14 protein-coding genes, 2 tRNA genes, 1 pseudogene and 1 riboswitch are annotated in these 24307 nt (G+C 65.8%); of the genes and pseudogenes, 9 read left to right on the top strand and 8 right to left on the bottom strand.

The genetic code is table 11. The annotated features are described in order from the left end of the window. Positions 1 to 26 precede the first annotated feature (26 nt). A complete protein-coding gene (locus tag AC27IO_RS02435; RefSeq protein WP_317357499.1) occupies positions 27 to 782 on the bottom strand; it encodes an SDR family oxidoreductase in 756 nt (251 codons plus the stop codon). Between the two features lie 48 nt (positions 783 to 830). After that, on the bottom strand, positions 831 to 3125 hold the full coding sequence (gene rnr, locus AC27IO_RS02440; protein ID WP_498737117.1) for a ribonuclease R: 2295 nt from the start codon (positions 3123 to 3125) through the stop codon (positions 831 to 833). Between the two features lie 23 nt (positions 3126 to 3148). Here rnr and AC27IO_RS02445 point away from each other — a divergent pair. Then, positions 3149 to 3233, top strand: a tRNA-Leu gene (locus AC27IO_RS02445). A 167-nt stretch (positions 3234 to 3400) separates the two neighbouring features. Next, positions 3401 to 3485: transfer RNA gene (locus tag AC27IO_RS02450), tRNA-Leu, on the top strand. Between the two features lie 223 nt (positions 3486 to 3708). On the opposite strand, the gene AC27IO_RS02455 is transcribed toward AC27IO_RS02450, so the two are convergent. Next, positions 3709 to 6438, bottom strand: coding sequence for a DUF349 domain-containing protein (locus AC27IO_RS02455; protein ID WP_498737097.1), 2730 nt, complete (start codon positions 6436 to 6438; stop codon positions 3709 to 3711). Positions 6439 to 6700: 262 nt separating this feature from the next. Beyond that, positions 6701 to 10453, bottom strand: coding sequence for a DUF748 domain-containing protein (locus tag AC27IO_RS02460; protein ID WP_498737098.1), 3753 nt, complete (start codon positions 10451 to 10453; stop codon positions 6701 to 6703). A 716-nt stretch (positions 10454 to 11169) separates the two neighbouring features. Here AC27IO_RS02460 and AC27IO_RS02465 point away from each other — a divergent pair. The 4 genes and pseudogenes from AC27IO_RS02465 to AC27IO_RS02480 all read left to right on the top strand — a co-directional run. Beyond that, on the top strand, positions 11170 to 12039 hold the full coding sequence (locus tag AC27IO_RS02465; protein WP_284401787.1) for a lytic transglycosylase domain-containing protein: 870 nt from the start codon (positions 11170 to 11172) through the stop codon (positions 12037 to 12039). 70 nt (positions 12040 to 12109) lie between these two features. Then, positions 12110 to 12259: riboswitch (ZMP/ZTP riboswitch) on the top strand. Between the two features lie 34 nt (positions 12260 to 12293). Continuing rightward, positions 12294 to 13538: a serine hydroxymethyltransferase gene (glyA, locus tag AC27IO_RS02470; protein WP_498737100.1), complete on the top strand. Its 1245-nt coding sequence runs from the start codon at positions 12294 to 12296 to the stop codon at positions 13536 to 13538. Positions 13539 to 13660: 122 nt separating this feature from the next. Continuing rightward, on the top strand, positions 13661 to 14110 hold the full coding sequence (gene nrdR / locus AC27IO_RS02475) for a transcriptional regulator NrdR (protein ID WP_272563964.1): 450 nt from the start codon (positions 13661 to 13663) through the stop codon (positions 14108 to 14110). Between the two features lie 211 nt (positions 14111 to 14321). After that, positions 14322 to 16640: pseudogene (locus AC27IO_RS02480) on the top strand (hypothetical protein); the annotation flags it as partial. Between the two features lie 72 nt (positions 16641 to 16712). Here AC27IO_RS02480 and aroC read toward each other — a convergent pair. Beyond that, on the bottom strand, positions 16713 to 17810 hold the full coding sequence (aroC, locus tag AC27IO_RS02485; protein ID WP_284426557.1) for a chorismate synthase: 1098 nt from the start codon (positions 17808 to 17810) through the stop codon (positions 16713 to 16715). Between the two features lie 130 nt (positions 17811 to 17940). After that, positions 17941 to 18396: a CBS domain-containing protein gene (locus tag AC27IO_RS02490; protein WP_272563967.1), complete on the bottom strand. Its 456-nt coding sequence runs from the start codon at positions 18394 to 18396 to the stop codon at positions 17941 to 17943. 98 nt (positions 18397 to 18494) lie between these two features. Between AC27IO_RS02490 and AC27IO_RS02495 the strand changes: the two genes are divergently transcribed. Then, positions 18495 to 19805 (top strand): O-acetylhomoserine aminocarboxypropyltransferase, encoded by a 1311-nt coding sequence (locus AC27IO_RS02495; RefSeq protein WP_498737103.1) that lies wholly within the window; start codon positions 18495 to 18497, stop codon positions 19803 to 19805. Further along, positions 19805 to 20614 (top strand): alpha/beta fold hydrolase, encoded by an 810-nt coding sequence (locus tag AC27IO_RS02500; RefSeq protein ID WP_498737106.1) that lies wholly within the window; start codon positions 19805 to 19807, stop codon positions 20612 to 20614. Before AC27IO_RS02495 ends, AC27IO_RS02500 begins: the two co-directional genes overlap by 1 nt. Before the next feature lie 5 nt (positions 20615 to 20619). Here the strand turns inward: AC27IO_RS02500 and AC27IO_RS02505 are convergent, their stop codons facing one another. After that, positions 20620 to 22059: an NHL repeat-containing protein gene (locus tag AC27IO_RS02505; RefSeq protein WP_498737108.1), complete on the bottom strand. Its 1440-nt coding sequence runs from the start codon at positions 22057 to 22059 to the stop codon at positions 20620 to 20622. A 178-nt stretch (positions 22060 to 22237) separates the two neighbouring features. Between AC27IO_RS02505 and AC27IO_RS02510 the strand changes: the two genes are divergently transcribed. Beyond that, positions 22238 to 23182: a hypothetical protein gene (locus AC27IO_RS02510; RefSeq protein ID WP_498737110.1), complete on the top strand. Its 945-nt coding sequence runs from the start codon at positions 22238 to 22240 to the stop codon at positions 23180 to 23182. A 275-nt stretch (positions 23183 to 23457) separates the two neighbouring features. On the opposite strand, the gene AC27IO_RS02515 is transcribed toward AC27IO_RS02510, so the two are convergent. After that, the gene (locus tag AC27IO_RS02515; RefSeq protein WP_498737112.1) at positions 23458 to 24150 is read right to left on the bottom strand and encodes an HAD family hydrolase; all 693 of its coding nucleotides are present in this window, start codon (positions 24148 to 24150) and stop codon (positions 23458 to 23460) included. Between the last annotated feature and the right edge of the window lie 157 nt (positions 24151 to 24307).

The following is a 24307-nucleotide window of genomic DNA, read 5'->3' on the forward strand; positions in this document are numbered from 1 at the left end:
GCCCCAACCCTCTCGAGAGGAAGGCTTCAGCCTCGCCCGGCAAATGGCATCTTGGTGGCCATTACCGTGTGGAACATCACATTGGCCTCCAGGGGCAAATTGGCCATGTAGAGCACCGACTGGCCGACGATATCCACGTCCATCAACGGTTCAGCCGCTATCTGCCCGTTTGCCTGCTGTACCCCTTGCGTCATGCGCTGGGCAAGCTCCGTCCCCGCATTGCCTACATCGATCTGACCCACTGCAATATCGTATTTTCGGCCGTCCAACGACGCGGTTTTGGTGAGTCCAGAGACTGCGTGCTTCGTGGCTGTGTAGGCAATCGAATGGGGCCGTGGAACGTGCGCAGAGATGGAACCGTTATTGATGATGCGACCGCCTGACGGTTGCTGCGCCTTCATCACACGAAAGGCCTGCTGCAGGCAATAGAACATGCCATTGAGATTAGTGCCGACCACCTTGTGCCACTGCTCCAGCGGCAACTCGTCAATGGGCACAGCAGGCGCGCCGACGCCAGCGTTATTGAACAGCAAATCCACTCGCCCGAAAGCCTCCACTGCTCGGTCGAACAAGGCCCGAACGGCAATGGGATCCGCAACGTCCGTGGGAACCGCCAAGGATCGCCCCGCTGCACCGGCTTCGGCAATCACGGCATGCAACAGCGATTCCCGGCGTCCTGCGAGAACCACACGCCATCCGTCCTTCAACAAGGCCAACGCAGCGGCTTTGCCAATGCCTGATCCGGCGCCGGTCACGATGGCCACTCTGGATGAATCACTCATCAACCATTCCTCATGGGATTATTGTTCAACGTAGCGGCGCGGTAACGCTCATCTGCGGGATTTGCGGCCCTTGGCGGGAGGTCCCGCACGCTTTCCGGCGGCCTTGGGCGACTGCTTGCGCGAGGAACGCTCGTCAGTCGACACCCGGGTAGCCGATTTGCTGGAGGATTTTCTGTTCGAGCCGCTCGCAGTGTTCGCAGCCCGGCTGTCGGAGGAGCCGGCGCCCGCGGTTGCCTTGCCTTTTGTCGGCCGAGGGGGCGCAAGGTCTTCACCTTCACGCATGAGTCGAAAATCGATCTTGCGGCCATCGAGATCCACCCGGCTCACCTGCACCCTTACGCGCGAGCCGATCGCATAGCGTATTCCAGTGCGTTCGCCGCGCAATTCCTGGCGGGCCTCGTCGAACTTGAAATACTCGCCACCCAGCTCAGTGATATGCACGAGGCCTTCGACATACATGGCGTCCAACGTCACGAAGATGCCGAAGCTGGTGGCTGCGCTGACCACGCCGCTGTACTCCTCGCCCAGGTGCTCACGCATGTACTTGCATTTGAGCCAAGCCTCGACATCCCTGCTGGCCTCGTCCGCCCGGCGCTCATTGGCGCTGCAGTGCAGCCCTGCCGCTTCCCAGGCCTGCGTTTCCCGGGTGCTTGCCGGAGCCTCCTTTCGCGGCTGCATGGTGGGCGCAGCGACGCGCGCAGCCAGGCGCTTGGCCAGCTTGGCATGGGCTTCGCCAGGAGTGGGCAATGCCGGCAGCCGGTATTTTGTTTTACCGAGGATGGCCTTGATCACCCGGTGAACCAGCAGATCGGGGTAACGGCGTATCGGGCTGGTGAAGTGGGTATAGGCCTCGAATGCAAGCCCGAAATGGCCGCTGTTGATCGGCGTATAGATGGCTTGCTGCATCGATCGCAGCAACATCGTATGGATCTGCTGAGCGTCGGGGCGGTCCTTGGTGGCGTCGGCAATGGCCTGGAAGTCGCCAGGCTTCGGATCGTCGCCGATCGACATGCCCACCCCCATGGCCTTGAGGTAATTGCGCAGGATCTCCTGCTTTTCAGGCGTCGGCCCTTCATGCACTCGGAACAAGCCAGGCTGCCCACCTTGCGCGATGAAATCGGCGCTGCAGACATTGGCAGCCAACATGGCTTCTTCGATGAGGCGGTGCGCGTCATTGCGGGTGCGTGGCACGATCTTCTCGATGCGGCCGTTGTCATCGCAAAGGATCTGCGTCTCGGTCGTTTCGAAATCCACGGCACCGCGCACATGCCGCGCAGCCAACAGGGCCCTGTAGACATCGTGCAGATTGAGCAGGTCTTTGACGCGGGGCTTGCGCTTCGTCGCCTCCGGTCCACGGGTGTTGGCCAGGATGGCGGCCACCTCGGTGTAGGTGAAGCGGGCGTGGCTGAACATCACCGCGGGGTAGAACTGGTATGCATGCACGTCGCCCTTGGCCGTGATGAGCATGTCGCACACCATGCAAAGGCGCTCCACCTCGGGATTCAGCGAGCACAGACCGTTGGACAGTTTCTCGGGCAGCATGGGAATCACGCGCCGGGGGAAATAGACGCTCGTCGCCCGGTCATAAGCGTCGATATCGATCGCACTGCCAGTCTCCACGTAATGGCTCACATCCGCGATCGCCACCAGCAGTCGCCACCCCTTGGCGCGGCCAACCTTGGCTGGCTCGCAGTACACGGCATCGTCGAAATCGCGCGCGTCTTCGCCATCGATGGTGACCAGCGGCACGTCCGTCAGGTCCACCCGGCTGCGCTTGTCCTGCGCGCGGACCTTATCGGGCAGTGCCTTGGCCTGCGCCAAGGCATCGGCCGAAAATTCGTGCGGCACGCCGTATTTGCGCACCGCGATCTCGATCTCCATGCCTGGATCGTCCACCTCGCCCAGAACCTCGGTGATTCGGCCAACCGGCTGCCCGAACAGGGCTGGCGGCTCGGTCAGTTGAACCACGACCACCTGCCCTGGTTTTGCCGTTCCAGTGGCCCCTTTGGGGATCAAAACATCCTGGCCATAGCGCTTGTCTTCCGGGGCCACGAGCCAGACACCGCTCTCTTGAAGCAATCGCCCGATGATGGGCTGGTCGGGCCGCTCGACGATTTCAACCACGCGCCCTTCCGGACGGCCCCGGCGATCCTGGCGAACGATCCGGACACGCACGCGATCCTTATGGAGCACGGCACGCATCTCGTTGGGGGGAATATAGATATCGGATTCGCCATCGTCTCGCTGCACAAATCCATGCCCGTCGCGATGCCCCTGCACACTGCCTTCGATCTCGTCTTCATTGCGCGCAGCAGGTGCGCCAGGGGTCGTTTTTTTTGATATACAATCTGAGTCTTTCCTGAAATGCCCAGGTGGCGGAATTGGTAGACGCACTAGTTTCAGGTACTAGCGAGTAACATCGTGGAGGTTCGAGTCCTCTCCTGGGCACCAAGTTTAACGACAACCTGCAGGGTTGTCGGCCAAAAAAGCCGCTTCTTTTTGAAGCGGCTTTTTTTTATTGCCCGCATTCCCGGCGCATGGCATGGTCGCAACAATAAATTTTGCAACTCAGCCAGAGCCTTCAAAAAAGACTCTATAATTCTAGTCTTTCCTGAAATGCCCAGGTGGCGGAATTGGTAGACGCACTAGTTTCAGGTACTAGCGAGTAACATCGTGGAGGTTCGAGTCCTCTCCTGGGCACCAAATTCAAAAAAGCCGCTGTGAAAACAGCGGCTTTTTTTTTGCCCGATGCGCCATGAATCTGATGTCATGGCTCGGCTCATTCCGTGATGAGCCGCTCCGCCATCGGCGTGGCTACGCGACCGGAGGCTGGAGCCTTCTGCCAACCACCAACCCGCAGTTCTCCATTGGCGGGTTGGTAGAACAGCAAGGCCGGTTGGGCCAAACGGCCTTGCTGTATTCGCGCTTATTTACGCAGCAGGGTCTTCAACGCGTTCTGCAACCTGCGGGCGCTGGTTTCGTCGGTTGCACTTGCAAGCACCCGGGCCACATCCTGGCCCCACGTCTGGACGGGGGTGGGATCGTTTCGGCGCGTGAGCAACTGAAGTTGGAGTGCACGGCGGGCCTGCAACTGCTCCGCAGGGGTCGGCACTTCGGCCGCCATTTCCAGCCTCAGCAAAGCCTCCGATGCATCCCCTTGGGGCGCGGCAGAAACCGCCTGGGTCCATGCAGAGCGGACGGACGCTTGTACTCCCAGTTCCTGCACGCTGGGCAACTGGGCTGCGTCACGTTTTTGCCAAGCGGCAATCAGTTGGGTGAGTGCCTCGCCATGCGCTTGCGCAGCCAGTTTGCGCAGTGTGAGTTGCGCATGTTCGAGTGCCTCGCGCTGGGCACGGAAAGCACTGTCGCCCAGGCGAGGACCGCGGGCTTCCGAACGGTCCCCAAACCGATCACCCCGATCCCCGAACCGGTCGCCCCGCGCATCGCCACCCCGGCCCGGGCCGGAGGCATCGCGCGGACCTCGTCCGTCTTTGCGGTCTCCCGGGCGTGCTGGACGGCCCGGCAGTGCAGGCGCATCTTTTTTCATACCCGGGCGATCGTCGCCACGCACAGCCACCACGGGACGTGGCGCAGGCTTCGGCGCCGCGGCAGGCGGCGGAGCCTGATCTGCATCGGCGCCCTCCCCTTCCGAAGCCGCGGCTCCCTCTGCGGGTGCGGAAGTCACGTTGTCCGACGCGGTAGCTGGCCTGTTCTGCCCAGCGGATGCTGCCGCTTCATTGGCCAATGCCTGTCCACGCAGCGCAGCCTCCAGAGCGACCATTGCGCCACGGATCTTTTGCGCATCGCCGCTGGCATTCGCTTCCTCCAGCGCCTTGGAGGCTTCCAAAACGACGCGGTCCCGGGCGCTGATCTCGCCAGCCATCTTGTCGCGATCAGCGGATTTGCGATTGAACGCTTCGTCAATGGGCTTGCGGAAGGCATCCCACAATTTCTGTTCGTGCTTGCGGTCCAGTGGCACGGACTGCGCCTCAGCCTGCCAGCGCTGCTGCAGTGCCTTCACCGCGTCGACCCGCAGTGTCGGAGCAGTACCCAAGGCGGTTGCCTCATCGATCAGCGCATGCCGACGTGCAAGGCTGTCCTTCTGCGCGGTTTCGAGCGGCGCGGCGGCAGCGGCCATGGCTTCTTTCCATTGGGGCTGCAGTTCAGCAAACACCTTTTCGCTGACATGACCGCCATCGCGCCACCGATCGCCGAACTGGTGGAGCGCACGGTTGACCGCCTTCCAATCGGGCTGCCCGGCCGTTGCCTGGGCCGCCGTCCAAGCCTTCACCTCGTCCAGCAAGGCCACACGCTGGGCTTTGTGTTCAGCCGCATCGGCACGCACCTTTTCCAGCCACGCCTCGACCACCTTGTGGGCGGCATTACAAGCCTCGTCGAATTTTTTCCACAGCGCATGGTTGGCCGGCCCCCCTTGGTCGGCCTGTTTCCACTGCTCGCGCAACTGGCGCAGCGTTTCCTGCATTTTGCGGCCGCCCAAAGCCTGGCCTTCGGGACGTTGCAGCAACCCTTCCGCACGGGCCACCAGATCTTCCCGAACCTGGTCCGCGCTCCAGCGCTGCCAGCCTTCGAGTTCACCAGCCGCAACCAAAGCGGTGTGCACCTGCTGCTCCAGTGCCGCATCGATGTGCTTGCCATGGGTTTTCAGCACGCTGCGCAGCGCGGCTGCAGCGCCTGCGCTGGCTTTGCCGTGGCCTTCCGCTGTCTCACGCTCCAGTTTGCCCAATGCGTCGCGCACGGACTGCACCGCCTTGTCTCGCACTTCAGGATCCACCTTGGAGCGTGCGGGAGGCCGCACGGCCGGCTGTGCCGCGGCTGCGGCTTCCGATGGTTGGCCACGCGCCACCCGAAGCTCATCCGCCCACACGGGCACCGGGGGCAACGCTGCCGCAGGATCTTCCGACGCAGCAACCGCCTGCGCGACCGCCGGCTGGAATGCATCCCACACCACGAGCAACTGAGTGCGCGAAGCATCCAGCAACGGCGGGAAGCGCGCTTCCACGCTGGCCCAGGATGGGTCGTCCGTCAGTTCCTGCGCCTGTTGCTGCCAACGGCCCACGTCGGTGCGCAGCGCCTCCAATGCGGCCTGGGCATCACGCCAGGGCTTGGTGGACAGCACCTCGATGCGCTGGGCCAGCAACACTGCGGCCTCGCGCTGCACCTGCACACGGTGCTGCAGATCTTCGATGACCTTCATGCGCTCTGCCAATTGCACCTTGAGCGATGCCAAAGGTTCCCGCGACAAAGGGGCTCCCGCCTTGGCCGCGTCGCGCTGCCAAGCCAGCGCGTCGGCAATGTTCAGCTTGGCAGCAGCCAGCAAGCCCTGCGCCTTTTCGGCCCACTCGGCAGCGATCGCCTCCTGGCCCTTGGCACGCCGGATTTCATCGAGGCGCTCGCGAACAGCACGGGCCGCGCCCTTGTCGCGCCCACTCAGTTCCTTGAACACCTCCTGCAACTGCTCCGCCGACGGCTGGGTCTGCAGCCATTCGCGAATGCGCGATGCCCTCTCTCCCGAGGTCGCGGCGGAAAACGCGCCGCCCGTCAGCGCATCCAAGGGATGCGGCTCGGTGTGCTTGGCCGGGGCCGGGTTCACTTCGGGTGCGTCAGACATTTTGTTGCGAGAAGAAAAGGGAAACATGGATTCAGGGGGTAAAAGGCCGTGGCCGAGGAGCCAGCGCCTACAGGCAGCGCAGATGACGCCGCCGACAAGGGCGCTATTTTCGCCCGGTTTTAGCAAGTCCCCTACATGGGGCGTTTTTATTCGGACTCAGCGGGCACACGGGGCCATGGTTCAGACACTGGAGCGCTGAATATGGGGTGCAGCGCTGCGACTGCAATACGGCAATGTAGCCCACGGCCATGGATGGATGAAAAAGCTTGTTTCCACCGGATGCGCCCTGTCAGCGAGTGGACAAAGTAAGTTCTGCGTGGGGCGCCCCGTTCACACTCTCCGAATCGATTTTCGGTGCGCCGACGAACAATCGCCCCAGCGCGACTTGCCGCCCCGCCAGGTAGTCACGGACCGCCACTGCCCGTGCCTGTGCCAGCTCTCTCATCGCCTCATCGGGAATTGCCATGTCCGCCAATAACAAGGCTTCCATTTCTGGCACGGACAAATCCTTCGCCATGCCGACCAGATTGCGGGGCTTGGCCATGTCGGTGCGGCGATACACCTCCTTGAGCGAGTCAGCGTACTGCGGAGATCCCGGCGCAGGTGCCTGGGGTTCCGAGGGCGCTTGATCGCCCCGCGCAGCCATGCGGCGCGCTTGTGCCGCCACCCGGGACTGCAGCGCGGCCCGTTTCCAGCCCTCTTGTTCGGCTTCTCGCTGAACGTGCCCGGCGACGGTCATGTTCAGTCCCGGTCGGTCCGAGAGTGCCTGCCCGATCTTGTCGAGCGTCTTTCGGGCTTCATCGTCCAGGGCCGCGCTGCCCGGGGCGAAGTTGACGCGATCCAGCTCAGAACTGCCCCCCATCCATCCGGCCAGCAATGAAAACGGCGAAGTGATCGCCTTCATCACCAAGTTGCCCACCGCGCGAAAAATCACCGGCCCCAGGCGGAACTGGGGGTCGTTCAGCGAGCCATTGATCGGCAGTTCCACGTCGATCACACCATTGCGGTCAGCCAGCAAGGCAACGGCCAGGCGCACGGGCAAACTGGCCGGTGCGCCCTCCACCGGCTCGCCAAAACGCAACTGGTTCAGCACGAGCTTGTTGCTGGCCGTCAATTGCCCATCCGGCAGAACACGATAGTTGACGTCCATGCTCAGCTTGCCCCGCTCAATGCCATGGCCCGCGTACTTGATGCTGTAGGGCGAAAGCGGCGGCAGTTCCAGATCGCGCATCCGGCCCTGGATGTCCAGTGCCAAGGGCTTGGCCAGCGGATTCAGGCGCCCCGTGATGTCGAGCGAGGCCGAGCCCTGCGCCAGTCCGCGCAGTTGAAGTTCGGCCATGGCGGGCTCACCGCCCTCGGCGGAGGGCGCGGACGCAAAAGCCCCCAGGCGACCATTCAATTCGCTCAGGTCCGCTGAATAGTTGGGCCGAACGAACGAATCGGTAAAACGCACCGAACCGCCAGTGAGTACCACGGGGCCGAAACGCATGACCGGCGCGATTGCCGGCTTGGTGGCCTGGGGCGGCGTCGAGCCAGCCGCTGGGGTGATATCGGGGGAAGCCTCCGCTGTTGCCGATACACCGGGTGGCCCCTGGGCAGGCCGAGAAAGGTCCTGCAGATTGATGCGTCCATTCGGCTGAACGATGATGCGGGCAAAAAAGTCGCTCAACGCCGTTTCCTTGACGTCGAGCGCGGTTGGCTTTCCGGGCGCCAGGGTGAAATCCACCCCCTGCAGGGCCAGCGACTTCCAGTTCAGCAGTTCTTCCCCACGGATGGGTGCAGCCCCGTCGACCGGTCCATTCGCGGCTGGGCGAACGGCCAGGGCCCGCACCCGCACGTCGTCCAGTGCGGCATTGCCCCGCACGCCGACGGCCGGGCCGTCGGCGTGCGCGGCATAACGCACTTCGCCATTGAAGCTGCCGAGGGCACGCACGACATCGACCGCCAACGGGTTGTCCACATACGGCTTGAAGGGATGCAGTGGCAGGCGGGACGCCTGCACCTTGCCCTGTGCCAACAGGGGCGTCATCTGCACCGTTCCTTCATAGACCAGGTTGCCGGGATCTGTCCGCCCGGCCCCCAGGCGTGCCGACAGCGACAACGACACTGGAGGTGCGCCGGCATTCACAGGCCATGCCAAGCCCTTGGCACGCATCTGGAAGGTGTCGAGCATTACCGCCACAGGCTGTGCCTTGGCCGCATCGTTGAACGCCAGCGCTCCACCGTCCACCGACACTTCGGCCAGTTGCACGCTCCAGCCGGGGGCTGCGTCCGTCCGCGTTGCGGAGGTGACTGGCACACGGCCTTTCCCTGCGGTGTCGGGCACCGTCGTCAGCCAGCGCTCCACCATCCAGCGCCCGTCCCCAGTGCGCTCCAGGCGCACTTTGGGCTGCGATGTCGCCACCCGCGCGATGGCAACAGTGCGCTGCGGCATCCGGATCAACGCATCCTCGACCTCGATGCGGCCGATTTCAGCCCAGGCCGCGTTGTTGCGCAGGCCCGAGACCGTGGCGGTCCCCGCTGGGCAGTCCCGCCCAGCCGGAGCACAGGCCCATTCGGCGCGGTCCACCGACAGCTTCGCGATCTTTGCCGCCCACGCGGAGCCGTTCCAGGCGATGCCCCCATCGGAATCCAGCGTTCCGTCCAGTTGGGGCTGGACGAGGTTGGCCAGGTATGGCCGGGCCATGGACAACGGCCAGCCCCGGGCGGACACGGCCACGCGGCCCGATTGCGCCAGCACCTCCCCTTGAAGCGACAAGGTCGCGGCGTCGCTCCCCGCTTCGGACGACAGCCGCGCATCCGCAGTGAACTGCACTGGCCGGGTGAGTGGCAAGGCCAGCCGGGTCGCGCGCACCCGCAGGTCGCGGGCCGAGATGCGGGCGGGCACTGCTGTCCCATCGTCCAGCCAGTCCACCTGCCCACCATTGATGGCCACCCGATCCAGCACCACATCCCACGGTGCATCAGGAGCCGCAGTGGTCCCCGCCTTCGTGGCATTCTGGTCTTGCGCCGCACCGCCCAGCAAGGCCATGCGCCCTTCCCGGTCACGCCGCACCGTCGCATGCGGCCCGCGCCACTCCAGCGAAGCCACATGCACCTTCCGCTGGAAAGGCTGCAGCGCCGCCACCTGGGCGGTGGCCATGTCGAACGACAGCAGTGGGCCACCCTGTCGATCCCTCACGCGTGCACCATGGACCTGCACCACGCCGCCCACCGAAAGAGCAGGTTCGGACTGTTTCTGGAACGTCAGCCGCAGATCGGCGTCCAGCGTGCCTTGCTCGATGCGTACCGGCATGGCGGGAGGAAGGTAGGCCAGGAACGGCTGCAGATCCAACCCCTTGAATTGCAGCGTGGCTTCGGTGTCCCGGCTGTCCAGAAATGGCGTGCTCTGGGCCCCGGTCGTGAACGCCGTACCGTTCAGTTGAAAGGCGAGATGGGGCGCGACCTTCACGGTGCGGTCCGCGGGCAGATTGCTCAGAAACGGCACGCTCAGGGAAAATCCACGCACGGTGTGGACCCGTTTTTGTGGCGCATCGCCGAAATCCACGGCACCGTCCCTCACCACGATGTTGTAGAACGAAAACCGCTGGGGCTGCGCATCGGGCTCGGCCGTCGCCGAGGATGGTGTCGAGAACTTTTTCAGCAGGTCATCGAAGTCGGTCTGCCCAGCCGACGTGCGCGACAGACGCAATGTGGGTCCATCGATCTGCAGCGCGTCGATCACCGGCGCCAGATGCCAAAGGGACTGCAGTTCTGCATCTATATAGAGGCGCTGAATTTCTAACTGGGGCTCCTTTCCCGAAGTGTCTGCAGCCATCCTCAGATCCCGCAGTTCCAGCTCCAGGGTCCATGGCTTGAAATCGATCTTCCCGACAGACAGTTCTCGCCCCAATTGCTCGGACACCTTGGTGTGCAGCACGTAGCGCAGCACGGTCGGAACCACGGCCCAGGCCAGCGCCCAGAATCCCAGCCAAGCCAGCAACGTCCACGCCACGCGGCGCACCCACGGGTTTTTGATGATCGAAAGCGCTTGCAGGGGCACGTCAGAGTCCGGTTTCCATTGCACAGATCATGGGATTCGAGCAGAAATCGGCCGGGTCAACATGTAACCAGTCGCAAAAAAGAAAGCCCGGTGGGATCTGTCGATCCGCACCGGGCTTGACGGCTGACACAACGGTCTTTTGCCATCATTTGCACCCTGGAGCTTGAACGTCCACGGGGCAGGAGGCAAGGTATTGCCTCCGGGGTCTGCCTTGGAAGTTTGACCAGTCACCTTCAGTGCACTGCATGCGTCTGGAGGGCGGCTCCGCTTCGTCCGGCGATGCCTGAATCACTCAGGCAAGGCCACTTTAGCCAAGTTGGCGGACCACCACAAGCTGGATTTTCAATCGCCCTCCATGCCTCGATTGCATTCATCACGGCGGGGCTGCAGAAGCGGTAACGATGCCTCATGCAAGAGTGCCGATGCACCCCATAAACCTGTGTTTCCTACCAGATTTTTAAGATCGAATTGATCTAACGATCGGTTTTGTTAGTATTGACTCTGTATTAAGAGCCCTCCTAGAATCCGCGAGCCCTGAAAAACGGGGTTGACGATCTTCCATCCGCTGCCGATCCCGGCTAAGTCAGTTCGGTCATTGAACGCTCTCCGGAGGCAATGCGAACCTGATGGCGTACCAATCCAGGCGAGATGCCTGGCACGGCCTGGCCCCTTGTGGGCCACCTTGCTCAGGCCTCGACTCAGAAAGGAAAAGCTACATGACAGCGTTAGGAACAGTGGTCGCCGGAGTGCGAACGTTCGCATCCGATGTGATCGACGGTTTTCTTGAAATCACCCACAGCAGCTTCGCCCTCCTCGGCTTGGCTGTCGCTTTTGCCGTCATCACTTTGACCGCGCGTCCCGACCTGCGCCAGACCGGAGAAGAAAAGCTGATGGGCTGGCTGCAAGCCCGCCAGGTCGCGGTCATGGGCACGCCCATCGAGCCGGAAGCCAGCGAGCGCGCCACGGCGAGCAATCCGAAGGAACTGCCCAAGGAGCAGGCAGCTGTCACCTACTGGCTCAGCAAGAAGTACCGTGTGGCGCCCGAGCCTTTGGCAGTGCTGGTGGCCGAAGCCTATGAAATCGGCGGCAAGACCAAGCTGGACCCCACGTTGATCCTGTCGATCATGGCCGTGGAATCGAGCTTCAACCCCTTCGCCCAGAGCGCGGTGGGCGCCCAGGGCCTGATGCAGGTCATGACGAACGTGCACACCGACAAGTACCAGAATTTCGGTGGCCACTTCGCGGCCTTCGATCCGGTGAGCAACCTGCGCGTGGGCGTGAAGGTGCTGCAGGAATGCATCACCCGCGCCGGGTCCCTCGAAGGCGGCTTGCGCTACTACGTCGGCGCGGCCAATCTGCCCGACGATGGCGGGTACGCCGCCAAGGTGCTGGCCGAGCACTTCCGCCTGCGCCAAGTGGCCAGCGGCCGCTCGGTGCCCTTGCAACCGCCGGCTCCCGCCACGCCGGCTGCCCCGCCGATGCTCTCCACGCAGGCGCCGGCACAGACCGTTCCCGCCAAGGCGGCCGCCGAAGCAGAAGCCCCCAAGGCCAGCGCCGACAAGGTGGCGCTTCTCTCCGACCTTTGAACCGACGGTGCCCGACTTGGGGCATCGATTCACATCCTCGGGCGCCAGGCCCGGTGCGGTCAGCTACACTCGCGGGGTACGCAACTGGCGATAGGCGCGGCACTCCACTGCCGCCGCTGACGTGGAAACCGACAGGGGTTCACCCCCTGTGAACCACTGGGGAGCGTGCCGCACGGGCTGAAAGGCCTGCTGTGTTCCGCCGTTCGCCTGGGCAGCCCTTGTTTCAAGGGACACCAGTTCATAGGACTGCCAACATGTACCAACGCAATATCCTCGTCAGCCAGGCCGACCCTGAAATCTGGGCCGCCATCCAGGCCGAAAACGTTCGCCAGGAACAGCACATCGAGCTGATCGCCAGCGAAAACTACGCATCCCCCGCCGTCATGGCCGCCCAGGGCTCGCAGCTCACCAACAAGTACGCCGAAGGCTATCCCGGCAAGCGCTACTACGGCGGCTGCGAGAACGTGGACGTGGTCGAGCAACTGGCCATCGACCGCGTGAAGAAGCTCTTCGGTGCCGAAGCCGCCAACGTGCAGCCCAACTCCGGCTCGCAGGCCAACCAGGCCGTGCTGCTGGCCTTCCTCAAGCCCGGCGACACCATCCTCGGCATGAGCCTGGCCGAAGGCGGCCACCTGACGCACGGCATGCCGCTGAACATGAGCGGCAAGTGGTTCAACATCGTCTCGTACGGCCTCAACGACAAGGAAGAGATCGACTACGACGCGCTCGAAGCCAAGGCCCGTGAACACAAGCCCAAGCTGATCATCGCCGGCGCATCGGCCTATTCCCTGCGCATCGACTTCGAGCGCTTCGCAAAGATCGCCAAGGAAATCGGCGCGATCTTCTGGGTGGACATCGCCCACTACGCCGGCCTCGTGGTCGCCGGCCAGTACCCCAACCCCGTGCCCCATGCCGACGTGGTCACCTCCACCACGCACAAGAGCCTGCGCGGCCCGCGCGGCGGCATTATTCTGATGAAGTCCGAGCACGAGAAGGCCATCAACAGCGCCATCTTTCCCGGCCTGCAGGGCGGCCCGCTGGAACACGTGATCGCCGCCAAGGCCGTGGCTTTCAAGGAAGCGCTGGAGCCGGGCTTCAAGGCCTACCAGGAACAGGTCGCCAAGAACGCCAAGGTGTTCGCCGAGACGCTGATCGAGCGCGGCCTGCGCATCGTGAGCGGCCGCACCGAAAGCCACGTGATGCTGGTGGACCTGCGCGCCAAGGGCATCACCGGCAAGGAAGCCGAAGCCGCCCTGGGCAACGCCCACATCACCATCAACAAGAACTCGATCCCCAACGACCCTGAGAAGCCGATGGTGACCAGCGGCATCCGCGTGGGCACGCCGGCCATCACGACGCGGGGCTTCAAGGAAGAGGAAACGCGCCTCACCGCCAATCTCCTGGCCGATGTGCTGGACAACCCGCGCGACGAGGCCAACCTGGCCGAGGTGCGGGCCAAGGTGCACGCGCTGACCTCGCGCTTTCCCGTCTACGGCTGATCCATGCCCCGCTCTCCGCTCAGCGCCGCCTGCCCTGGCCCAACCGGGGCAGAACGGGCGCTGGCGCCAGCCTCGGCCCTCTCGGCGGCCCTTCTCCGCCGGCATGATGGGAGGGCCTTCCGATGAAGTGCCCTTTCTGCAGCCACCCCGAAACGCAGGTGGTGGAAACGCGGGTGGCCGAGGACGGGGATTTCGTGCGCCGCCGCCGCCAGTGCGGCGCGTGCGACAAGCGCTTCACCACCTACGAGCGGCCGGAAGTGAACTTTCCGTCCATCGTGAAGAAGGACGGCCGGCGCATCGAATACGAGCGGGCCAAACTGCTGGCCTCGTTCAACCTGGCGCTGCGCAAGCGCCCGGTCAGCACGGTGCAGATCGACAGCGCCATCGAGCGCATCGAGGAAACGCTGCTCAACCTGGGGCAGCGCGAAGTGCCTTCCAGCCAGATCGGCGAGTGGGTGATGCGCGAGCTCAAGAAGCTGGACAAAGTGGCCTACATCCGCTTTGCCAGCGTGTACCGCAGCTTCGAGGACATCGACGACTTCCGCGCGCTCGTGGACGAAGTGCGCAAGTAAGAATCGATGGCATGGGGTCTTTTGGGCCCTCACTGCATGACTACCATGCGGCTAAAGCTATCGATTTCATAGCAAACGAAAACGGCGCTCTGTCTGACAAGGCAGGCGGACACGTGGCCGCCTCTGCGTTCTAAACTGGGCCGCTTCGTCCGCCGGAGCGGTCTGCGTGCCCGGCGTCCTCGCTACGACCCGCGTCCGCCGCCCTCGCTCCATGGAATCCCAGCCGCCGATTTCCAACCATCCCACTTCGCCCGCATCCGCTGCCCAGACCCCCAGCGGGCCTGCCCACCGCCACACCTGGCAATTCTTTCGCGCCGGTGGCGTGGACCAGGTCACCATCCGCACCGGCGCCGACATCGCCCACCTGGCCGAGCTGGACCAGAAACTCTGGGTGGCCCTGGCCTGCCCCACGCGCGGCATCGAGTTCGACCCACGCACGCTGGACCTGATCGACACCGACAAGGACGGGCGCATCCGCCCGCCAGAACTGCTGGCGGCCTGCGCCTGGGCCTGTGCCCGGCTGGGCGACCCCGACCTGCTGGCCCGGCCGGCCGATGCACTGGATCTGGAGGCCATTGACGCCACCACGGACGAGGGTGCCGCGCTGGTGGCGCAGGCGCGGCGCATCCTCGCGCTGGCCGACCAGCCCGAGGCCACCACCATCGCGCTGGCCCAGGTACTGGAACGCAGCGAACAGCTGAGCGCCATGCGCTTCAACGGCGATGGCGCGATCACGCCGGACACGGCGCAGGACGACACCCCGGCGCGGGAGGCCATCGAGCAGATCATCGCCACGCACGGCAGCGTGCCCATCGAGCAGAAACCCGTGAAAGGCGTCGCCCAGGAGGCCCTTAAAGGGGTGGACCGCGCGCATGCCGAGGCCTTCTTTGCCGAGGTGGCGAAATGGCACGACTGGTCGGCCCAGGCCAATGACCGCACCGCCGGACTGGCGCTCGGCGATCGCACGCTCGCCGCCACGCAGGCGATGAACGCGGTGCGGCACAAGATCGACGATTTCTTCGCGCGGTCCCGGCTCGCCGCCTACGATCCGCGCGCGGCGGCGGCACTCAACCCCACACAGGAGGAATACGCCGCGATGGCGGGGGTTGATCTGGATGCATCGTCCCGCGCGGTGGCCGCCCTGCCCCTGGCGCCCATCACGCCCCATGGCGCCCTGCCCCTGGCGCGCGGCACCAATCCCGCCTGGGCACAGGCCCTGCAGACCTTCCGGGAGCAAGCGGTGGAGCCGCTGCTCGGCCGCCCCGCCGAGGCGCTGACCGAACGAGAGTGGGAGCAGGTGCAGAAGGCCCTGGCCCCCTGCCAGCAATGGCTGGCCGACAAGCCGGCCACCCGGCTGGATGCGCTCAAGGACGATGCCATCCGCCAGTTGCACGAGAGCGGCGTGCGCGAGCGCGTGATGGCCCTGATCGAGCAGGACGAGGCCGAGAAGGCGCACAACACGCAGATGCTGGACCTTGAGAAGCTGCTGCGCTTTCGGCGCGACCTGCTCTTGCTGCTGAACAACTTCGTCTCGTTCTCGGCGTTCTACCAGCGCGAAGGCGCGATCTTCCAGGCCGGCACGCTGTACCTGGACGCGCGCAGCTGCGACCTGACCGTGCAGGTGGCGGATGCGGGCAAGCACGCCAAGCTCGCCGGGCTGGCCAAGACCTACCTGGCCTACTGCGACTGCACGCGCAAGGGACAGAAGATGACCATCGTGGCGGCGTTCACGGCGGGCGACGTGGACTTTCTGTTCGTGGGGCGCAACGGCGTCTTCTACGACCGGCAGGGGCACGACTGGGACGCCACCATCACCAAGCTGATCGAGAACCCGACCAGCATCGCGCAGGCGTTCTTCTCGCCCTACAAGAAATTCCTGCGGATGATCGAGGAGCAGGTGGCCAAGCGGGCCTCGGCCAGCGATGCGCGGGTGGAAAAGTCCCTGGGCGCCACGGCCGGGCAATTGGCCAACACGCCGCTCAAGGCTGGCGGCACCACGCCCGCTGCCTCCACCGTGGTGGAGCCCGGGCGCCGCACCGACGTGGGCACGGTGGCGGCGATCGGTGTGGCGTTGGGCAGCATCAGCGCCGTGCTGGTGGGCATCTTCGGCAAGTTCGTGGACCTGGGGGTGTGGATTCCGCTGGCGCTCGTCGGCATCGTGCTGGCCATTTCCGGGCCGAGCATGCTGATCGCGTGGCTCAAGCTGCGCCAGCGCAGCCTGGGGCCGATCCTGGACGCGAGCGGCTGGGCCATCAATGGCCGCATGCGCATCAACACGCGGCTGGGGGGCTCGCTGTCGCAGACGGCGCACGTGCCCGCCAACGCACGCCGGTTGCTGGACGATCCGTTCGCCGAATCGCGCCGGCCGGTGTGGCTGGCGGCGGGGGGATTGCTGGTCGTCGCCGTGCTGGCGGTGGCCGCCTGGCGCTGGTACCGGCTGGAGCATGCGCCGGCACCGGTCCCTGTCACCGCCCCCGTTACCGCCACGGGCAGTGCACCGGCCACGGCAACCCCCGGTGCACCGGCGGCTTCGGTGCCTGTGGCGCCCCCCCGTGCCTGCCTCGGCCGCGCGCTGAGGCGCGGGCGCCCGAGGGCCCCGGGCTCAGAGAAACGATGCCTGGATCGGTGGCACGGGTGGCTCGACGTCGCCGCACTGCCCGCGGTGGCGCAGGGCATGGTCCATCACGACCAGCGCCAGCAGGGCCTCGGCGATGGGTGCGGCGCGGATGCCCACGCAGGGGTCGTGCCGGCCCTTGGTGATGACCTCGGTGCTCTGGCCGTGCACGTCGATGGATTCGCGCGGGCTGATGATGGAACTGGTGGGCTTGATGGCCAGCGACACCTCGATGTCCTGCCCTGTGCTGATGCCGCCCAGCACACCGCCGGCGTTGTTGCTGGCAAAGCCCCGGGGCGTGAGCGAATCGCCGTGGGTGGTGCCGCGCTGCGCCACGCTGGCAAAGCCCGCGCCGATCTCCACGCCCTTGACGGCATTGAGCCCCATCATGGCGTGGGCGATGTCGGCATCCAGCTTGTCGTACAGCGGCTCGCCCAGGCCGACCGGCACGCCCGTGGCCTGCACGCGGATGCGCGCGCCGCACGAATCGCCCGACTTGCGCAGCGCGTCCATGTAGTCTTCGTACGCGGACACGTCGGCGACCGGCGCGAAGAACGGGTTCTGGGGCACGTGGTCCCAGCTTTCGAACGGAATGGCCAGCTCGCCGATCTGCGTCATGCAGGCGCGAAAGCGAACGCCGTATTTTTCGGACAACCACTTCTTGGCGACCGCGCCGGCCGCCACCGTGGGGGCGGTGAGCCGGGCCGACGAACGCCCGCCACCGCGCGGGTCGCGGATGCCGAACTTGTGCCAGTAGGTGTAGTCGGCGTGGCCAGGGCGAAAGCTCTCGGCGATGTTGGAGTAGTCCTTGCTGCGCTGGTCGGTGTTGCGGATCAGCAGGGCGATGGGCGTGCCGGTGGTCTTGCCTTCGTACACGCCAGAGAGGATCTCGACCGCATCGGCCTCGTTGCGCTGGGTGACGTGGCGGCTGGTGCCAGGGCGGCGGCGGTCCAGGTCGGCCTGGATGTCCGCCTCGGACAGGGGCATGCCGGGGGGGCAGCCGTCGATCACGCAGCCGATGGCCGGGCCGTGGGATTCACCGAAGTTGGTGACTGCGAATAGGGTGCCGAGTGTGTTGCCGCTCATGGGGCGCGATTATCACCGAGCCTTGCGGCCCGGCCCGGTCCATCCCACCTCGCGCCAAATGCTATTAAAAACATAGCAAACCAGGCAATCGATACCCCGGCATGGGGCCGGTTGGGCTTGAAGGGAACGATCAGACCGCAGGGCGGGCGTCTTCCTCGGGCCAGTCGCGGATGTAGGCCTTGAGCATCTTGTTCTCGAAGTTCTGGGCATCCACGACGGCCTTGGCGACGTCGTAGAAGCTGATCACGCCCATGAGCATCTTCTTGTCCATCACCGGCATGTAGCGGGCATGGCGGTTGAGCATCATGCGGCGCACCTCGTCCATGTCGGTCTCGAGCGTGCAGGTGAGCGGGGCGTCATCCATGGCCGTGCGCACGAGCAGGGTGCCGACCGAACCGCCGTTCTTCACCACGGCCTGGATCACTTCGCGGAAGGTGAGCATGCCCACCAGGTCACCCAGGTCCATGACCACGAGCGAGCCGATGTCCTTTTCGGACATGATTTCAGCGGCCTGGGACAGCGGCTCGTCGGCGTTGACGGTGTAGAGGGTGTTGCCTTTGACGCGAAGGATGTCGCTGACTTTCATGGGGGAGGTCTCCGTGGTGCGCGCCAGGGCGCTGCTGGCTGAATCCTGCGCAATATAGCCCACAATGCGGCGCTTACCCCCCTACAGAGGAGACACGGATGCCCGGTTACTCAGACCCTGGCTTCGATACACTGGCGCTGCACGCGGGCGCCTCGCCCGACCCGGCCACCGGGGCGCGCGCCGTTCCCATCCACCTCACGACGTCGTTCGTGTTCGAGTCGAGCGACCACGCGGCCGCGCTGTTCAACCTGGAACGCCCGGGCCACGTGTACAGCCGCATCAGCAACCCCACCAACGCCGTGCTGGAGCAGCGCGTGGCCGCCCTGGAAGGCGGCGTGGGCGCCATCGCGGTGGCCAGCGGCCAGGCCGCGCTGCACCTGGCGATCTGCACGCTGATGGGCGCGGGCGGCCACATCGTGGCCAGCACCGCGCTGTATGGCGGATCGCAGAACCTGCTGCACTACACGCTGGCACGCTTCGGCATCGAGACCACCTTCGTCGCCCCGGGCGACATCGACGGCTGGCGCGCCGCGGCGCGGCCCAACACCCGCTTGTTCTTCGGCGAGACCGTGGGCAACCCAGGCCTGGACGTGCTGGACATTCCCACGGTGAGCGCCATCGCGCACGAGGCCGGCGTGCCGCTGCTGGTGGACTCCACCCTCACCTCGCCGTGGCTCATGCGGCCCTTCGAGCACGGTGCGGACCTGGTGTACCACTCGGCCACCAAGTTCCTGTCGGGCCACGGGACCGTGATCGGCGGGATCGTGGTGGACGGCGGCAGCTTCGACTGGGAGGGCCCGCGCACCGCGGGGCGCTTCGCCGAACTGACGCAGCCCTACGACGGCTTTCACAACATGGTGTTCACCGAGGAAAGCACCGTGGGCGCCTTCCTGCTGCGCGCGCGGCGCGAGGGCCTGCGCGACTTCGGCGCGTGCATGAGCCCGCACACGGCCTGGCTGATCCTGCAGGGCATCGAGACGCTGCCGCTGCGCATGGAGCGCCACATGCGCAATACGCAGAAGGTGGTGGAGTTCCTGGCCAGCCACCCCTTCGTCTCGCGCGTGGGGCACCCGATGCTCGATTCGCACCCCAGCCACGCGCTGGCGCAAAAGCTGCTGCCGCGCGGCGCGGGATCGTTGTTCAGCTTCGACCTGAAGGGCAACCGCGCGCAGGGCAAGAAGTTCATCGAGACGCTGAAGGTCTTCAGCCACCTGGCCAACGTGGGCGACTGCCGCAGCCTGGTGATCCACCCGGCCAGCACCACGCACTTTCGCATGAGCGACGAGGCGCTCGCCCAGGCCGGCATCTCGCAGGGCACGATCCGCCTGTCGATCGGCCTGGAAGACGCGGACGACCTCATCGACGACCTGCAGCGCGCGCTGAAAGCCGCAGAAAAGGCAGGTGCGTGATGCGCATCACCGTCAACGGCCACGGCACCTATTGCTACACCGGCGGCAAGGCGTTCGACGCGGCCAAGCCGACCGTCGTCTTCATCCACGGCGTGCTCAACGACCACAGCGTATGGGCGCTGCAAAGCCGCTATTTCGCCAACCACGGCTGGAACGTGCTGGCGGTGGACCTGCCGGGCCACTGCCGCAGCGAGGGCGATGCGCCCGAAAGCGTCGAGCAAGCGGCCGGCTTCATCGCCGCGCTCCTGGATGCGGCCGGCGTGGCCCGCGCCGCGCTGGTGGGGCACAGCTGGGGATCGCTGATCGCGCTGGAGGCCGCCGCCCGCCTGCAGGACCGCATCACGCACCTGGTGCTGGTGGGCACCGCCTACCCGATGAGGGTGTCCCCCGCCCTCATCGAGTCGGCCCTGAACACGCCCGAGAAGGCGCTGCGCATGGTGAACGTGTTCTCGCGCAGCACGCTGGCCTCGCCCTCGGGCGCGGGCTTCTGGGCCTATGGCGCGGGCATGGCCCTGGGTCGCCGCGTGCTGCGCAGCAACCCGGCCGTGAACGTGTTCCACCGCGGCTTTCTGGCCTGCGACCGCTATGCGGGCGGCGAGGCGGCCATCGCGCAGATCACCTGCCCGGTGCTGTTCGCCCTGGGCGCGCAGGACCAGATGACCAACCCGAAGGCGGCGCAGGGCCTGATCGCGGCGGCGCGCGCGGCCGGCAAGGCGGTGCAGGTGACGAGCCTGCCGGTCGGCCACCACCAGATGACGGAGGCGCCGGACGCCACGTTGTTCGCGATCCGGGACTTCCTCGCGGCCTAGCGGTTTTACGAACGGCCGGTGGACGTGCCCAGCGTGCGCACGACCCTCAGCACCAGGTTGCGCGCACTGTCTTCCTCCGAGCTGATCACGAGCCAGCGCCCCGCGCCGTCCCGGAGCACCTCGCGCGGCTCTGCGCTGGTCGGCGGGTCCTGAATGGAAGTCGCCACGTTGGTGTCATTGTTGGCCAGTGCACCGTTGCCCGTCAGGCTCGTCCACACCGCACGGAACCGGCGTGCAGCGGTGCCCGCTGCCGCGCCTTCCTCGATGGCGCCGAAGGCCTTCATGCTTTCGTCGCTCTGGACGAAGAAGGATTTGAGGCGATAGTTGGCAGGAAGCACCACGCGCTCGATGCCTTGCTCGCCAAAGGACGTGTCGAGCGCGCCATTGGCACTGAACTTGGCGACGCTGAGCTGGCAGTCGCTGCCCGCGCAGGTTCTGGCGGCGACGACAAATCCGCCATCGGGATGAGGCGCGAGTTGGTATTCCTTCAACTCCGCCCCGAAGGATGTCCAGCCACCAGAGGTCTGCGCTTGCGTCCCGCCCGCGTGCACCGCGACGCAAAGCCCGGGGTCGGATCGGGGGTCTGCGTAGATCCGGCCACCCAGTTGGCCTGCGGTGACGATGCTGCCGTTGCGCAGCGCCAGCACCGCCGCGCCGCTGGCCTCGCAGGGCGCAGGCGGCTGCGATGCCGTCGGTTGATTGAACGCGGCATCGGGGATTCCGTCCGCAGACAGGCGGCGCAAAGAACGGCCGAACACTTGCAGGATGGGGCGGTCGTTGGACGTCAGCAGAACGGGTTTCTGATCGGGCTGGATCGCCAGCGCCAGGGTGTTGAGATTGGTGGAGACGAATCCCTCCGCAACGCCCTGGGTGCCGAACGTGCTGTCGACCGCCCCGTTCGCGGTGAGGCCGACCACGGTGTGGTGCCATGTGCCGGGCTCCCCGGACGCCGTCAGGCACCGGGTCTGGTAGGACGGTGAGAAACACGGCTCGTGTGCCTGAACCGCCACCAGGATTCTGCCGTCGGCCTGGAGTCGAACATCGCCGAGCGACTCGTATCCCTTGACGGAAAACCGTGCTTCGCCGTTTTGGCCGAAGCCCCTGTCGACATGTCCGTCGGCGCCCATCCGGACGACAAAGGTCTGCGTGGCGGGCAGCGATCCGAAACCCGAAGGGGCTGCGGGGACCGCGACCCTGCTGCCCGCAATCAGCAGCCTGCCATCCGGCTGCACGCCCAGGCTGGCGAAGGATGGCGTGCCGAGCGGGAAGGTGGCCACCCCGGCTTCGCCGTACGTGGTGTCGACCTTCAGGGCATCGGACAGAGTGACCGTGGTGGATCCCGATCCGCCGCCACAGGCCGTCAACCCGAATGCCACCAGGCAACTCGCCAGCCAGACGTCGTGTGTCGATCGTTGAAAAATACGCCCCGTATCGAGTCGATGCATGCCAAACTCCTCCATTGATTGAAAACCCTTGTGGGACATTCTGCATGGCTGGTCGCTGGGTTTCACTCCGCGGGCTTGCGTTGTGTGGGATGGCGTAACACCCGCCGAAAGATCTGCGATAGATTCCGCCATTCCGCACAACACCCCCGGTACGGAAAAATGGGGAGGGAGGCAACCGATGCGTGAGTTTCTGATGTGGGAAAACGAACCGGTGGCCGTGCCCGCGTTCCGGTCGATCGCGATCGTGGAGGGCACGATCCACGCCCCGACCATCGCCCCGCACCTTCGCAAGCTCTACGCCCAGTTCGAAGCGCGCTTCGGCACGTCGGCGAACGAAACCTCGTACCACTTTCCCGGCTACAAGGGCAAGATCCGCCCGGCGACGCCGCGCATCCTGAACGACGGCCGCGCCTATCTCGCCCGGGACGGCGGAACCCCGTATGGCGAGGGCCTGCGCCGCTACGGCCACGCGCTCGCCGACTTCCCGCACCCCGGCTTGCCGTTCTTCGGCATCGAGCAGCGCAGCGACCGTTTCTTTCTGGAGACCGCGATACCGCAAGACTCGCCCCATTGGCACGGCTTCGCGCAGGAGGTCAGCGCGACCTTGATGGAACTGCCCACCATCAGCGGCACGATGGGCATGGGACGATTTCTCCCACCCCACAAAAGCAGCCTCAGGTTCCTGTTGAGCGCCGATCCGGAGCGCCATCGTGCCGCGTTCAGCACCGACGCCGACATGGTGGAGCCCGCGCTTCGCAGGGACGGTTCACCGCATCGGTGGAAGGCGGGAGAAGAAGCCGGTATTGCCGATGTGGGCTGGCGAACATTCATCGGCCGCGAATACTGGGACCGGATCGAACCCGCCCTGGCCGAGCTGGCCCGCGACCCCGACATCGCGATCGAGCGATCCCCCCACCTTCTCTCGATCACGGCCGGCGATCGCCCGATCTGGGGCTCGCCCGACGAAACCGATGCGTTGCGGCCGTTTCGAACGGTCGCCCGCGCGCTCGAGCCCGTCCGCCAGCCCCTCAGCGCCGCCCGGGCCTTCTGGTTCGGTGGCGGGGCCACCGACGATCATGATGATCGGGTCGCGGCGTACCTCGCCCGTTTGGAGCAGGCGTAGTGTTCCGCCCGCCGCACAGGCGCTTTCATGCTGCGCACTGCCATTCAGAGTGAAAAGCGGCCCATGCCCTAGTACTCATTGCCCTTGCAGCTATTGATTTAATAGCACTTCAGCAATCATCCCCGTGCGGATGCCCCTGCGGGAAAGCCATCGGGCCTACCCGCCCCACCCTGCGCGGCCACGCATCGGCGCCTCCATTGGGCGGTTAGCGGCGGATCCACACCCTTGCCGCCAGGGCCCGGGCGTTCATGCGCCCAAGGCCGCGAGCGCGGCCGTCACGCCAGCAGCCGGCACAGCTCGGTGAGATCGGGCACCGTGGCGTGCGGCTCGCCGTCGTGCGGCCAGGCCGCCTCGGCGCGGTTGATCCACACCGCCTGCATGCCCGCGCCCAGGGCACCGTGCGCGTCCAGCGTGGCATCGTCGCCCACGTGCAGCACGCTGGCGGCCGGCACGCCCAGGGCCTCGGCGGCCGCATGGAAGATGCGCGGATCGGGCTTGGCGATGCCGAACTCGCGTGCGCTGATGCGGGCCTGGAAATAGGCGCCGATGCCGATCAGGTCCAGGTTGGCATTGCCGTTGGACAGGGCCGCCAGGGGATAGCGCACGGCCAGGAATTCCAGCGCCGCGATGGCGTCGTCGTACAGCTGCACGCGCTGGCGCTCCGCGAAGAAGGCATCGAAGGCGCCGTCGGTCAGCGCGGTGTCGTCGCCTGCCTGCCGCAGCGCGGCGCGGATGCTCTCGCGGCGCAGGGCGCTCAGGTCGTGGGACAGCTGCGGATGCGCCTGCACGACCTGGCTGCGCAGCACGGCGGCGGCTTCGGGGTCGCTCAGGAGCGCGGCGGTTGCGGGCGCCCGGTCCTGCAGCCAGGCGCACAGGACGGCCTGCGCGCGGGCGATGGTGGGCCAGATGGGCCAGAGCGTGTCGTCCAGGTCGAGGGTGACGGCGCGGATGCGTTGGGTGTCGAGCATGCGGGGAGGATAGCGCAGGGGTTTCGCGCGCGGCCCGCCAAAAGGGTGCGTGGCCTTTGCCACAATGCGGGCATGCCCTCCCCCACCTCCGCGCCCTCGTCGCCGGCCCCCCTGTCCGGCGCCCTGCCCCCCCTCCCCCCTGCCGCCGCGCAATCCG

The organism is Acidovorax sp. KNOB132 (assembly GCF_057541515.1).

What these genes read in the sequence shown, in the direction of transcription:
- AC27IO_RS02435 (WP_317357499.1), bottom strand. Translation starts at nt 782, where the DNA reads ATGAGTGATTCATCCAGAGTGGCCATCGTGACCGGCGCCGGATCAGGC.
- AC27IO_RS02455 (WP_498737097.1), bottom strand. Translation starts at nt 6,438, where the DNA reads ATGTTTCCCTTTTCTTCTCGCAACAAAATGTCTGACGCACCCGAAGTG.
- AC27IO_RS02465 (WP_284401787.1), top strand. Translation starts at nt 11,170, where the DNA reads ATGACAGCGTTAGGAACAGTGGTCGCCGGAGTGCGAACGTTCGCATCC.
- glyA (WP_498737100.1), top strand. Translation starts at nt 12,294, where the DNA reads ATGTACCAACGCAATATCCTCGTCAGCCAGGCCGACCCTGAAATCTGG.
- nrdR (WP_272563964.1), top strand. Translation starts at nt 13,661, where the DNA reads ATGAAGTGCCCTTTCTGCAGCCACCCCGAAACGCAGGTGGTGGAAACG.
- aroC (WP_284426557.1), bottom strand. Translation starts at nt 17,810, where the DNA reads ATGAGCGGCAACACACTCGGCACCCTATTCGCAGTCACCAACTTCGGT.
- AC27IO_RS02490 (WP_272563967.1), bottom strand. Translation starts at nt 18,396, where the DNA reads ATGAAAGTCAGCGACATCCTTCGCGTCAAAGGCAACACCCTCTACACC.
- AC27IO_RS02495 (WP_498737103.1), top strand. Translation starts at nt 18,495, where the DNA reads ATGCCCGGTTACTCAGACCCTGGCTTCGATACACTGGCGCTGCACGCG.
- AC27IO_RS02500 (WP_498737106.1), top strand. Translation starts at nt 19,805, where the DNA reads ATGCGCATCACCGTCAACGGCCACGGCACCTATTGCTACACCGGCGGC.
- AC27IO_RS02505 (WP_498737108.1), bottom strand. Translation starts at nt 22,059, where the DNA reads ATGCATCGACTCGATACGGGGCGTATTTTTCAACGATCGACACACGAC.
- AC27IO_RS02510 (WP_498737110.1), top strand. Translation starts at nt 22,238, where the DNA reads ATGCGTGAGTTTCTGATGTGGGAAAACGAACCGGTGGCCGTGCCCGCG.
- AC27IO_RS02515 (WP_498737112.1), bottom strand. Translation starts at nt 24,150, where the DNA reads ATGCTCGACACCCAACGCATCCGCGCCGTCACCCTCGACCTGGACGAC.